Origin of the sequence: Kluyvera sp. EC_51, assembly GCF_019584505.1 — a bacterium.
Taxonomy (GTDB): domain Bacteria; phylum Pseudomonadota; class Gammaproteobacteria; order Enterobacterales; family Enterobacteriaceae; genus Kluyvera; species Kluyvera sichuanensis.
Window position 1 is genome coordinate 178,339 of record NZ_VDAG01000010.1, and the last position, 11,661, is coordinate 189,999.

Here is an 11,661-nt window from a genome sequence, read left to right on the forward strand (position 1 = left end):
TATTTATAACAAGGTGCATTTACGCCAATGAAGCCTTCTATTGTTGCTAAACTGGAAGCTCTCTACGAGCGCCATGAAGAAGTTCAGGCGCTGCTCGGAGACGCAGCAACTATTGCCGATCAGGACCGTTTCCGCGCGCTGTCTCGCGAATACGCACAGCTGGGCGACGTAGCCCGCTGCTATACCGACTGGCGTCAGGTTCAGGACGATATTGAAACCGCCCAGATGATGCTCGACGACCCGGAAATGCGCGAAATGGCGCAGGAAGAGCTGCAGGAAGCCAAAGCCAAAGAAGAAGAACTGGAGCAACAACTGCAGGTGCTTCTGCTGCCTCGCGACCCGGATGACGAACGCAATGCCTTCCTCGAAGTGCGCGCCGGTACCGGCGGTGACGAAGCCGCGCTGTTTGCCGGCGATCTGTTCCGCATGTACAGCCGCTACGCCGAATCACGCCGCTGGCGCGTGGAGATCATGAGCGCCAACGAAGGCGAGCATGGTGGCTTTAAAGAAGTGATTGCCAAAATCAGCGGTGAAGGCGTTTACGGCCGTCTGAAGTTTGAGTCCGGCGGTCACCGCGTGCAGCGCGTGCCGGCCACCGAATCTCAGGGGCGTATCCACACCTCCGCCTGTACCGTGGCCGTGCTGCCAGAGGTACCGGAAGCCGAATTACCGGATATCAACCCGGCGGACCTGCGTATCGATACCTTCCGCTCCTCGGGCGCGGGCGGTCAGCACGTTAACACCACCGATTCCGCTATTCGTATTACCCACTTGCCAACCGGTATCGTGGTGGAGTGTCAGGACGAACGTTCTCAGCATAAAAACAAAGCCAAAGCGATGTCGGTGCTGGGTTCGCGTATCCGCGCGGCGGAAATTGCCCGTCGTCAGCAGGCGGAAGCCTCTGAACGTCGTAACCTGCTGGGCAGCGGCGACCGCAGCGACCGTAACCGTACCTATAACTTCCCGCAGGGCCGCGTGACCGACCACCGTATCAACCTGACGCTCTACCGTCTGGATGAAACCATGGAAGGCAAACTGGATATGCTGATCGAACCTATCGTTCAGGAATACCAGGCCGACCAGCTGGCGGCGCTCTCTGAGCAGGAATGATGACCTATCGACAATGGCTGCAGCAGGCCGTGATGGCGCTACAGGGTGGTGAAAGCCCTCGCCGTGATGCGGAAATCCTGCTGGGGCATGTGACCGGAAAAGCGCGTACCTATATCCTCGCGTTTGATGAAACCGAACTGGACGCGGCGCAGACTGAGACGTTGGCGCTGCTGCTGGTGCGCCGCGTGAACGGCGAGCCGGTGGCCCATCTGGTGGGAACGCGCGAATTCTGGTCGTTGCCGCTGTTTGTCTCTCCCGCTACGCTTATTCCGCGCCCGGACACTGAGTGTCTGGTCGAGCAGGCGCTGGCACGTCTGCCGTCCACGCCTTGTCATATTCTGGATCTCGGCACCGGTACCGGCGCGGTAGCGCTGGCGCTGGCGAGCGAACGCCCGGACTGCCAGCTCACCGCCGTGGATTATATCGCCGACGCTGTCGCACTTGCCCAACGTAACGCCGAGCACCTGGGTATCACCAATATCTCCATTATGCAAAGCGACTGGTTCAGCGCGCTGGACGCGCAGCGTTTTGCGATGATAGTCAGCAATCCACCGTATATTGACGAGCAGGATGAGCATCTCGCGCAGGGCGACGTGCGCTTTGAGCCGAAAACCGCGCTGGTGGCCGGTGACCATGGTCTGGCTGACCTGGCGCATATCATCACCCAGGGTCGCGAGTGGCTGGAACCCGGTGGCTTCATGCTGCTGGAGCACGGCTGGAAACAGGGTGCCGCCGTGCGCGCACTGTTCGACAACGCCGGATACCGTCAGGCGCAAACCTGCCGCGATTACGGTGATAATGACCGTCTGACGCTGGCGCAATGGCCCGGAAACATGGAGGCACATGCATGAGCCTGTTTTTATGGGTACTCTATTTACACATCGCCTCGGCTATCGTCTCGGTGAGCTTTTTCTCCCTGCGTTTCTGGTGGAAACACCACAAAAGTGCGCTGTTCGATGCGCGCTGGGTGCGCATACTGCCGCATACCGTTGACAGCGTTCTGCTGCTTAGCGGTGTTGCGCTGATGGTGATGACGCGCTATTTCCCGTTTACCGAAGAAGGGACATGGCTGACTGAGAAGCTGTTTGGCGTTATCATTTACATTGTTTTAGGGTTTGTCGCGCTGGGCCGTCGTCGCCCGCGCAGTCAGCAGAGCGGTTTTGTCGCCTTTCTGCTGGCGCTGGTGGTGTTGTGCATCATCGTTAAACTCGCCATCACTAAAGTTCCGCTGCTAGGGTAGGGTATGAAGTCACTGGCTGATTTTGAATTTAATAAAGCGCCGCTCTGCGACGGTATGATCCTGATTTCCGAATTCATTCGTGATGATTTCCCGTCGCAGGTGGTGCGTGAACAGCTCGAGTGCCTGGTGGCGCTGGCGCGCGAAGAGATTAGCCCATCCTGGACGCTGACGCGCCAGATGGAGCGCCTGATCGAGCTTTTCTATCATGAGTGGAATTTCAGCGATTCCTCCGGCAAATACCGTCTGTCCGACGCGCTGTGGCTGGATCAGGTGCTAAAAAACCGTCGCGGCAGCGCGGTGGCGCTGGGCGCAATTATGCTGTGGATAGCCGATAGCCTCGAGATTCCTGTCGTGCCCGTCATTTTCCCAACTCAGCTGTTGCTGCGTGCCGACGTTGACGATGCTGAGATGTGGCTGATTAACCCGTTTAACGGCGACACGCTGGATGAGCACACGCTGGAAGTGTGGCTGAAAGGCAACATCGGCCCGATGGCTGAGCTGTTCAATGAAGACCTCGATGAAGCGGATAACGCGGAAGTGATCCGCAAACTGCTCGATACGCTGAAGTCGGCGCTGATGGAAGAGCGGCAGATGGAACTGGCGCTGGGCGCCAGCCAGACGCTGCTGCAGTTTAATCCGGAAGACCCGTACGAAATTCGCGATCGCGGGCTCATCTATGCGCAGCTTGAATGTGAGCATATCGCGCTGAATGATTTGAATTATTTCGTTGAGCAATGTCCGGAAGACCCGATTAGCGAAATGATCCGCGCGCAGATTAATACTATTTCGCATAAACAAATTACGCTTCACTAATTAGCGACAAACGCGGTTATAATCGCGAAAAATTCCCTAACAAGGCGATCTTATGAAAGAAAAAGTGGTTAGCATTGGTGATATCAAGGTAGCAAACGACCTGCCGTTTGTTCTCTTCGGCGGCATGAACGTGCTGGAGTCTCGCGATCTGGCGATGCGTATCTGCGAACACTACGTGACCGTGACTCAGAAGCTGGGCATCCCTTACGTATTTAAAGCTTCATTTGATAAAGCCAACCGTTCATCCATTCACTCTTACCGTGGTCCAGGCCTGGAAGAGGGGATGAAGATTTTCCAGGAGCTGAAGCAGACCTTCGGCGTGAAAATCATCACTGACGTTCACGAAGCAAGCCAGGCGCAGCCGGTTGCTGACGTGGTTGACGTGATCCAGCTGCCAGCGTTCCTCGCTCGCCAGACCGATCTGGTGGAAGCGATGGCGAAAACTGGCGCGGTCATCAACGTCAAGAAACCACAGTTCGTGAGCCCTGGCCAGATGGGTAACATCGTCGACAAGTTTATCGAAGGCGGTAACGACAAGGTTATCCTGTGTGACCGTGGCTCTAACTTCGGTTACGACAACCTGGTTGTCGATATGCTGGGCTTTGGCGTGATGAAAAAAGCGTCCAACAACTCCCCGGTTATCTTCGACGTGACTCACTCCCTGCAGTGCCGTGACCCGTTTGGCGCAGCAAGCGGCGGTCGTCGTGCTCAGGTTACCGAGCTGGCGCGTGCGGGTATGGCGGTGGGTATCGCTGGCCTGTTCATTGAAGCGCATCCGGATCCGGAAAACGCACGCTGCGACGGCCCGTCCGCGCTGCCGCTGGACAAGCTGGAACCATTCCTGAAGCAAATGAAAGCTATCGATGACCTGGTGAAAGGCTTCGACGAGCTGGATACCAGCAAATAAGTTTTGCTGATGAATAAAAAAGCCGACCTCAGGGTCGGCTTTTTTGTTACGGTTGCCTGATGGTAAATGGCCTGTAGCCCGGCCAAGCGAAGCGCCGCCGGGAACTGCACTCAGACAAAAATCGTCATCAGATACGCCGCAAACAGCGCCAGATGCGCCGCGCCGTTCAGCACGTTGGTACGCCCGGTTGAGAACGAAATGTGGCACAGCACCAGCGAGGCGACCATCACAATCATCTCCGGCACGCCAAGACCAAACATCAGCTCATTTCCGGTCATATAGGCAATCAGCGTCACCACCGGCACGGTCAGTGAGATAGTTGCCAGCACCGAGCCAAAGAACAGGTTCATCGCACGCTGTACCTGATTGTTCAGCACCGCCTTCAATGCCCCCAGTCCTTCAGGAGAGAGAATCAGCAGCGCCACCAGGAAGCCGGTAAAGGCAACCGGTGCATTCATGCTGGTCAGCAGCGTCTCCAGCGGGTTGGCGTTCATTTTGGTGACAGCGATAACCGCCACCAGGTGCACAATCAGCCATACCGCATGCCACAGGCTGCTGTGCGCCGACGGTTTACCGTGGTGCGGGTCGTCGTCGTCGCTGTCATCTTCATGCTCGTAGACAAACAGACTCTGGTGCGTTTTGGTTTGAATAAGCAAAAATACGCCGTACATGGCGGCAGAAATGAGGGCCACCAGCAGCGACTGGCCAATAGTAAAGTTGGCGCCCGGCAGCGAGGTCGGGAATACCAGCACAATAATAGCCAGTGGGAACAGAGCAATTAAATACTGCTTAATACCGAACAGGTTCATATATTGCGTGGCAAACTTGCGCCCGCCGAGCAATAACGAGAAGCCGACTAAACCGCCGGTCACAATCATAATGATGGAGTAGAGCGTATCGCGCATCAGCGTCGGCGCGGCATCGCCCGTTGCCATCAGCGCTGAGATTAAGCTCACCTCAAGAATAACCACCGAAAGGCTTAAAATCAGCGAGCCGTAGGGCTCGCCTAAACGGTGTGCGAGAACGTCCGCGTGGCGAACAACGCTAAAGGCGCTGCTCAGAATACCTACCAGCGCCAGGGCGTTGATAGCGATAACCACTGGCAATGACTGGCTGCTTCCCCAGAAGGCCAGAATTGCCAGCGCCACCAGCGGGAAAATGAGCGACGTCTCCTTATGGCGAGTTTTCACCGCCTCTTGTACGTGGGTCATGTTTGTCTCCATATCTGCAGGTATTTATAATTATAGAAAAAATCAGCTGCGTAAATTAACAAATTTTTCCACCTGGATTGCGATCTTTTACTAAAGTTTACCCATAACGCCATTTTTTCTAATAGATGGCTATAATATAAAATACTGACTAAATATTTTTTAAATAACAGCGTATTAATGCGCTGGTTTTCCTATTTTACTTATCGGTAAAACCGGCTTGAACAGCGGAGCGCAATGGGAGACAAATTGCATCCTGAACCATAAAGCTGGATAATATTTCATCAAAGACAGCTCCGGAGGTCGCCATCCGTTCCCGTAAGAACGCATGTGAAGCAGGGAAGAGAAGTGGCGGTGGAGGTTTAAAGTGTTAACGCGTGATTTCTTAATGAAGGCGGATTGTACAACGGCGTTTGGCGCCATTGAGGAATCTCTGCTTTGGTCTGCTGAACAGCGTGCAGCGTCGCTGGCGGCGACGCTGGCCTGTCGGCCAGATAATGGGCCGGTATGGATTTTCGGCTACGGCTCCCTGATGTGGAACCCGGCGCTCAATTTTAGCGAGTCGGTAACCGGTACGCTGGTGGGCTGGCATCGTGCTTTCTGTTTGCGCCTGACGGCGGGACGCGGCAGCGCCTGTCAGCCAGGGCGTATGCTGGCGCTGAAAGAGGGCGGGCGCACCACGGGTGTGGCATACCGTCTGCCGGATGATGAAATTGAAAACGAGCTGTCGCTGCTGTGGAAGCGCGAGATGATCACCGGCTGCTACCTGCCAACCTGGTGCAAGCTGGCGCTCGATGATGGTCGGACGGTCAACGCACTGGTGTTTATTATGGACCCGCGCCATCCGCTGTATGAGTCTGATACCAGCGTGCAGTTGATTGCACCGCTGATTGCCCGTGCCAGTGGGCCATTGGGAACCAATGCGCAGTATCTCTTCTCACTGGAGCAGGAGTTACAGAAGCTGGGAATGCCGGACGATGGCCTGAACGAGCTGATTAGCAACGTGCGGCATCTGGTGGGCGGGAAGTAAGTCAATAAAAACCCCGGAAGTGCGTGCTTCCGGGGTGAATCATCAGGCGGCAACGTAGCTGATGGAGTGTTCAAGAGACTGGCTGTGGCTGTCGATCAGCACGTTCCAGGTCCCACTGTAAGGCACGGTCAGATACGCTTTCTCTTCGTTCTGCACGCTTAAAATATCGGAACCGCTGCTGCTGGTGCTTTTCTGCGTGCTCATTAAATGAATATGGCAACGTTCTGAACAACGCACCACCACCGTATCCCCGCCAAATAACGTCAAACTTGCTTTTACCATCGCCAAAATACCCCGCTGCAAATGAGTCTACGCACTCCCTACGCGTTAATCCTGCCTGTGATGTTGTTCACAAATCACTCATCGCATAACACCAAACCCTGACCTCACCGATGCTGATTTTGATCAAAAAATGCCGTAACACTTCAACAAAAATGACAATATCCCTGAATCCATTCAGCTATCGTGACAAAGAGGTGAGGAATGTCGCAGAGGTGAAATAATATCCTTTAAATGGTCATGGTTTTAGCGGGCTACGCTGATGGGGGCGTTGGCGATGCCCAATCAGAAGGTCAGCACTTTGTCGGCCGCCAGCGTCCACTGGGCCAATTCGACCAGCGTGCCAATCTCGACGCCGTCAATCAGCGGCAGGCTAGTGATGCCGCGCCCGTCGGTGCAGGTCTTACACAGTTTCACCGGCACGCCCTGCGCGGTCAGAATTTCCAGCATCTGCTGAATGTTGTAGCCCTCGGCCGGTTTCTGCCCGCGCAGGCCCGCCGTCACGGCATCAGACATCAGAAAAAGCTGCAGTTGCAGATCGTCCTGCTGCTCGCGCAGGGCGATGGCTAAACGCAGGCTATTGAACAGGGATTCGCTGCCGTAGGCAGCACCGTTGGCGATAATGACGATACGTTGCATCAGAACTCCTTTAAGGCACGGTTATTGCTAGACGTTAGGATGGTAAGAAAATCCTCTAACGGGAGAGCGCATGATAAACCGTGAAGATGATACACCCGGCGCTATCGAGTGGTTTCGTTACGCGCGTCAGGTGCAGAAAGCACAGCTCCGGCAGCTGGCGCAGCAAGGGCAACTGGTCAGCCAGCTAAGCCACGTGGTGCACATGTTACAGTGTGAACGCGGGGCATCCAACATCTGGTTATGTTCGCAGGGGCGATTATACGCCGCCGAACGTCGCGCCAGCGCTGCGCTGGTAGATGAACAGATTCGCCAACTGCTGGCCCATCTCCAGCCGCAATACTTACCTTCTGCCAGCGGGTTATGCCAGCGCATTGCCCGCGCCGTCTGGTCGCTGGAACAGCTACCGTCGCTGAGAGAAAGCGTTGCCGGTCTGCAGGTCTCGGCGGAGACGGCAACCAGCCAGTTCAACCGCACTATCCGCCATCTGCTGAATATCATCCCGCAACTCAACGATAGTATTGATGACCCGACGCTCGCCGGGCGGCTGGTGGCGCTGTACAGCTTTATGCAGGGCAAAGAGCTGGTGGGCCAGGAGCGCGCGCTGGGGGCGCAGGGTTTTGCCCTGGGCTGCTTTAGCAGCGAACTGCGCCAACGCCTGGTGGATCGTATCGACGGTCAGCAGCCCTGTTTTGACAGCTTTTTATCACTGGCGACCAGCCCGCTCAAGATGCTGTTTTATACCGAATGTCAGGCGAGTATCGCCATTGAACAATTGCGGCGTATTGCCTGTACTCGCCAGCCCCCGGCGGACGACGGCGCCAGCGCGCTGCGTTGGTTCCAGCTGCAAACCCAGCGTCTGGAACAGATGCGCGGTCTGGAAGAGGCGCTGATTGGTGAACTGATGGCGGCGGTGGATGACCTGCTGCTCGATGATGAAGAGCGGCAGGCGCTGGATCCGGCGGGTGACGATCCGGCCAGCGATAACCTGATGCTGCATCTCGACCGTCAGCTTTTACCACTGGTGCGCCAGCAGGCGCGGGAGCTGGAGCAGCTCTCCAGCCAGTTAGCCTCGCTCAAGGATACGCTGGAGGAGCGTCGGTTGATTGATAAAGCCAAAAGCGTGCTGATGACCCATCGACAGATGAACGAGGAACAGGCCTGGCACTGCCTACGCAAAATGGCGATGGATAAGAACCAGCGCATGGTGGAAATTGCCCGCGCGCTGCTGGCGGTGAAGGCGCTGTGGCAGAACGAACCGGCATCGCCGTTGCACAATGAACGGGCATGAATGCCTTTCGCCGGTGCAAAAACAGCGATCGAGCGCACATTTTCCCCGGGTTTCGCGCTGTAAAAGCTGGCATCTGAATTGCATTAGAGTAGTCAGAAAGTAAATAGTCGGTGGTGGGCCAATGGCGGCCTGCACACCACGAGGATAAAGGCGTCCTGCAATGCGTAAGCATTGCCGGGCGCTTTTTTTTTGCATTCGGGAGCGAGTATGGGCGAGACGGTTTCACTATCACGGCGACGTCTGTTGCAGGCGGGCGCAGCACTGGGCGGCGCAATGCTGCTGCCCGGCATGAGTCAGGCGGTGTGGGCGGCAGGTTCCGATAAGCCGGAACTGCAAACGGTGAAGGTGGGCTTTATTCCGCTGACCGACTGTGCGCCACTGGCGATTGCCTCACTGAAAGGCTTCGACAAAAAGTACGGTATTACGCTGGTACCGAGCAAAGAAGCCAGCTGGGCGGCGGTGCGCGATAAGCTGGTCAACGGCGAACTGGACGCGGCGCATGTGCTTTACGGCCTGTTGTACGGGCTGGAACTGGGCGTGGCGGCGAAACCGCAGCCGATGGCGAACCTGATGACCCTCAACCGCAACGGTCAGGGGATCACGCTGTCGAGCGATCTGCAGGAAAAGGGCGTCACCAACCTGAGCACGCTGAAAACCCTGGTCGGGCAAAGCGCGCCGGGCACCTATACCTTCGCCCACACCTTCCCGACCGGCACCCATGCTATGTGGCTCTATTACTGGCTGGCGAGCGGTGGGATCAACCCATTTGACGATGTGCGCACGGTGGTCGTGCCGCCACCGCAGATGGTGATGAACATGCGCATCGGCAACATGGTGGGCTTCTGCGTCGGCGAGCCGTGGAACGCCCGCGCCATTAACGATCGCATCGGTTTTACCGCCGCGACCAGCCAGGACATCTGGCCGGAGCATCCGGAAAAAGTGCTTGGCGCACGTCGTGACTGGGTGGAGCAACACCCAAATACCGCACGGGCGCTGGTGGCCGCACTGATGGAGGCTGCCCGCTGGATTGACGCCTCTGACGATAACAAACGCGAAACCGCGCAAATCCTCTCTCATCGCGGCTGGCTCAACACCAAAGAACAATACCTCACCGGGCGAATGCTGGGGGAGTACGACAACGGTATCGGCCGCCGCTGGCAGGATGCGCACCCGATGCGCTTCTTCGAACAGGGCGAGGTGAGCTACCCGTGGCTCTCGGACGGCATGTGGTTCTTAACCCAGTTCCGCCGCTGGGGCCTGCTGAAAAGTGACCCGGATTACCTGGCCGTCGCCCAGCGCATTAACCGTATTGATGTCTGGAAAGAGGCGGCGCAGGCGGTTGGTGGTATTGCCGTCCCCACGCAAACCCTGCGCAGCAGTAAATTAATCGACGGCTCCGTCTGGACCGGGGCTGACCCGGCTGGATACGCCCGCAGTTTCGCCATTCAACGTATAGGGGCATGAGATGAATACCAAAACCAAACCTATCGACGCGCCAGCACCTGCTGGCGAAGTGATCGCTATGCCGCCGGTGCAGGTTCGCCGTAGACCGCCTGCGCTGCGCCGCCATCTTCGTGAACTCGCAGAGCGCACGATTCCCGCGGTGCTGGGGTTGGGTCTGCTGGTGCTGGTCTGGCAGCTGGCCGCCGTCAACAGCAAAGGCTTTCCAACGCCGCTCAGCACCCTGGACTCGGCGATAACCCTCTTTTCTGACCCGTTCTACAACAACGGCCCTAACGATGTCGGCGTGGGCTGGAACGTGCTGGCCTCTTTACAACGTGTGGCGGTGGGCTTCGGCCTCGCGGCGCTGGTGGGCATTCCGCTCGGATTCCTGATTGGCCGCTTTACCTTTGCTTCGCGCATGTTCACCCCGCTGATTGCGCTGCTGCGTCCGGTCAGCCCGCTGGCCTGGCTGCCAATTGGTCTGCTGTTGTTTCAGAAAGCGGAACCCGCTTCCAGCTGGACAATTTTCATCTGCTCGATCTGGCCGATGGTGATTAACACCGCTGAAGGGGTGCGCCGCATACCGCAGGACTATCTCAACGTGGCGCGGGTGCTGAACCTCTCGGAATGGACGGTGATGCGCAAAATCCTCTTCCCGGCGGTGCTGCCGTCGGTGCTCACCGGGGTGCGGTTGTCGATTGGTATCGCCTGGCTGGTGATTGTCGCCGCAGAGATGCTGACCGGCGGGCTGGGCATAGGTTTTTGGATCTGGAACGAGTGGAACAACCTCAACGTCGAAAACATCCTTATCGCCATCGTCATTATCGGCGTGGTGGGGCTGCTGCTGGAGCAGGGGCTGATGCTGATTGCGCGTCGTTTTAGCTGGCAAGAGAAATAGGAGCACATCATGAAACCATTAATTCAGGTCCAGGCCGTGAGCCAGCGTTTTCATACCGCCAGCGGCGAATTTCTGGCCTTGCAGAACGTCTCTTTTGATATTCACGAAGGGGAGACCGTCAGTCTGATTGGGCACTCGGGCTGCGGCAAATCGACGCTGCTTAACCTGATTGCCGGCATTACGCTGCCGACCGAAGGCGGGCTGCTGTGTGATAACCGTGAAATTGCCGGTCCGGGGCCGGAACGGGCGGTGGTGTTCCAGAACCACTCGCTGTTGCCGTGGCTGACCTGCTTTGACAACGTGGCGCTGGCGGTCGACCAGGTGTTTCGCCAGACCATGAACAAAGCGGAGCGTCGGGAGTGGATTGCGCACAACCTCGACCGCGTCCAGATGGGCCACGCCATGCATAAGCGTCCGGGTGAAATCTCCGGCGGTATGAAGCAGCGCGTGGGCATCGCGCGAGCGCTGGCAATGAAACCAAAGGTGCTGCTAATGGACGAACCGTTTGGCGCACTGGATGCGCTCACCCGCGCTCATCTGCAGGATTCGGTCATGCAAATTCAACAGTCGCTGAACACCACCATCGTGCTGATTACCCACGACGTTGATGAAGCGGTACTGCTCTCTGACCGAGTGATGATGATGACCAACGGCCCCGCGGCCACGGTGGGCGAAGTACTGGAGGTGAATCTGCCGCGCCCGCGTAACCGTGTGCAGTTGGCGGATGACAGTCGCTATCACCACCTGCGTCAGCAGATCCTCCACTTCCTTTACGAAAAACAGCCGAAAGCGGCGTAAGGGGCTCC

Annotated in this window: 13 protein-coding genes; 10 read left to right on the top strand and 3 right to left on the bottom strand. The window is 57.0% G+C overall.

Annotation, left to right across the window (positions count from 1 at the left end; genetic code table 11):
- Positions 1-27: 27 nt before the first annotated feature.
- From prfA to kdsA, 5 genes are read left to right on the top strand one after another with little or no spacing between them, the layout of a single operon-like run.
- Positions 28-1,110, top strand: coding sequence for a peptide chain release factor 1 (prfA, locus tag FHC49_RS04415; protein ID WP_185669706.1), 1,083 nt, complete (start codon positions 28-30; stop codon positions 1,108-1,110).
- Complete coding sequence (gene prmC, locus FHC49_RS04420) at positions 1,110-1,961, top strand: peptide chain release factor N(5)-glutamine methyltransferase (protein ID WP_220438932.1); 852 nt, start codon at positions 1,110-1,112, stop codon at positions 1,959-1,961. Before prfA ends, prmC begins: the two co-directional genes overlap by 1 nt.
- Complete coding sequence (gene sirB2 / locus FHC49_RS04425) at positions 1,958-2,350, top strand: invasion regulator SirB2 (RefSeq protein WP_220438914.1); 393 nt, start codon at positions 1,958-1,960, stop codon at positions 2,348-2,350. Before prmC ends, sirB2 begins: the two co-directional genes overlap by 4 nt.
- Positions 2,351-2,353: 3 nt before the next feature.
- Positions 2,354-3,163 (top strand): invasion regulator SirB1, encoded by an 810-nt coding sequence (sirB1, locus tag FHC49_RS04430; RefSeq protein WP_185669708.1) that lies wholly within the window; start codon positions 2,354-2,356, stop codon positions 3,161-3,163.
- Positions 3,164-3,215: 52 nt separating this feature from the next.
- Positions 3,216-4,070 carry a 3-deoxy-8-phosphooctulonate synthase gene (gene kdsA, locus FHC49_RS04435; protein ID WP_035891549.1) on the top strand — a complete coding sequence of 285 codons (855 nt, stop codon included), beginning with the start codon at positions 3,216-3,218 and terminating at the stop codon, positions 4,068-4,070.
- Positions 4,071-4,180: 110 nt separating this feature from the next.
- On the opposite strand, the gene chaA is transcribed toward kdsA, so the two are convergent.
- The gene (gene chaA, locus FHC49_RS04440) at positions 4,181-5,281 is read right to left on the bottom strand and encodes a sodium-potassium/proton antiporter ChaA (RefSeq protein ID WP_185669709.1); all 1,101 of its coding nucleotides are present in this window, start codon (positions 5,279-5,281) and stop codon (positions 4,181-4,183) included.
- A 364-nt stretch (positions 5,282-5,645) separates the two neighbouring features.
- On the opposite strand from chaA, the gene FHC49_RS04445 reads away from it, so the two are divergent.
- Positions 5,646-6,308, top strand: a complete 663-nt coding sequence (locus FHC49_RS04445; protein ID WP_185669710.1) for a gamma-glutamylcyclotransferase — start codon at positions 5,646-5,648, stop codon at positions 6,306-6,308.
- A 42-nt stretch (positions 6,309-6,350) separates the two neighbouring features.
- Here FHC49_RS04445 and FHC49_RS04450 read toward each other — a convergent pair whose 3' ends face one another.
- Together FHC49_RS04450 and FHC49_RS04455 are read right to left on the bottom strand one after the other, a co-directional pair.
- Positions 6,351-6,596: a DUF1883 domain-containing protein gene (locus FHC49_RS04450; protein WP_185669711.1), complete on the bottom strand. Its 246-nt coding sequence runs from the start codon at positions 6,594-6,596 to the stop codon at positions 6,351-6,353.
- Between the two features lie 276 nt (positions 6,597-6,872).
- On the bottom strand, positions 6,873-7,226 hold the full coding sequence (locus FHC49_RS04455; RefSeq protein WP_185669712.1) for a DsrE/DsrF/TusD sulfur relay family protein: 354 nt from the start codon (positions 7,224-7,226) through the stop codon (positions 6,873-6,875).
- A gap of 70 nt (positions 7,227-7,296) precedes the next feature.
- Here FHC49_RS04455 and nasR point away from each other — a divergent pair, with 70 nt between their 5' ends.
- The 4 genes from nasR to FHC49_RS04475 all read left to right on the top strand — a co-directional run bounded on the left by nasR (position 7,297) and on the right by FHC49_RS04475 (position 11,653).
- Entirely contained in the window at positions 7,297-8,514 is a 1,218-nt protein-coding gene (gene nasR / locus FHC49_RS04460) for a nitrate regulatory protein NasR (protein ID WP_185669713.1), read from the top strand.
- Between the two features lie 207 nt (positions 8,515-8,721).
- On the top strand, positions 8,722-9,978 hold the full coding sequence (locus tag FHC49_RS04465; RefSeq protein WP_220438915.1) for a CmpA/NrtA family ABC transporter substrate-binding protein: 1,257 nt from the start codon (positions 8,722-8,724) through the stop codon (positions 9,976-9,978).
- Position 9,979: 1 nt separating this feature from the next.
- Positions 9,980-10,855, top strand: coding sequence for a nitrate ABC transporter permease (gene ntrB, locus FHC49_RS04470; protein WP_185669715.1), 876 nt, complete (start codon positions 9,980-9,982; stop codon positions 10,853-10,855).
- A gap of 9 nt (positions 10,856-10,864) precedes the next feature.
- A complete protein-coding gene (locus tag FHC49_RS04475; protein WP_185669716.1) occupies positions 10,865-11,653 on the top strand; it encodes an ABC transporter ATP-binding protein in 789 nt (262 codons plus the stop codon).
- The last annotated feature ends 8 nt before the right edge of the window (positions 11,654-11,661 follow it).

Bases quoted from the DNA above. Each gene is read 5' to 3' on its own strand.
- prfA (WP_185669706.1), top strand. From the start codon at position 28: ATGAAGCCTTCTATTGTTGCTAAACTGGAAGCTCTCTACGAGCGCCAT.
- prmC (WP_220438932.1), top strand. From the start codon at position 1,110: ATGACCTATCGACAATGGCTGCAGCAGGCCGTGATGGCGCTACAGGGT.
- sirB2 (WP_220438914.1), top strand. From the start codon at position 1,958: ATGAGCCTGTTTTTATGGGTACTCTATTTACACATCGCCTCGGCTATC.
- sirB1 (WP_185669708.1), top strand. From the start codon at position 2,354: ATGAAGTCACTGGCTGATTTTGAATTTAATAAAGCGCCGCTCTGCGAC.
- kdsA (WP_035891549.1), top strand. From the start codon at position 3,216: ATGAAAGAAAAAGTGGTTAGCATTGGTGATATCAAGGTAGCAAACGAC.
- chaA (WP_185669709.1), bottom strand. From the start codon at position 5,281: ATGACCCACGTACAAGAGGCGGTGAAAACTCGCCATAAGGAGACGTCG.
- FHC49_RS04455 (WP_185669712.1), bottom strand. From the start codon at position 7,226: ATGCAACGTATCGTCATTATCGCCAACGGTGCTGCCTACGGCAGCGAA.
- nasR (WP_185669713.1), top strand. From the start codon at position 7,297: ATGATAAACCGTGAAGATGATACACCCGGCGCTATCGAGTGGTTTCGT.
- FHC49_RS04465 (WP_220438915.1), top strand. From the start codon at position 8,722: ATGGGCGAGACGGTTTCACTATCACGGCGACGTCTGTTGCAGGCGGGC.
- ntrB (WP_185669715.1), top strand. From the start codon at position 9,980: ATGAATACCAAAACCAAACCTATCGACGCGCCAGCACCTGCTGGCGAA.
- FHC49_RS04475 (WP_185669716.1), top strand. From the start codon at position 10,865: ATGAAACCATTAATTCAGGTCCAGGCCGTGAGCCAGCGTTTTCATACC.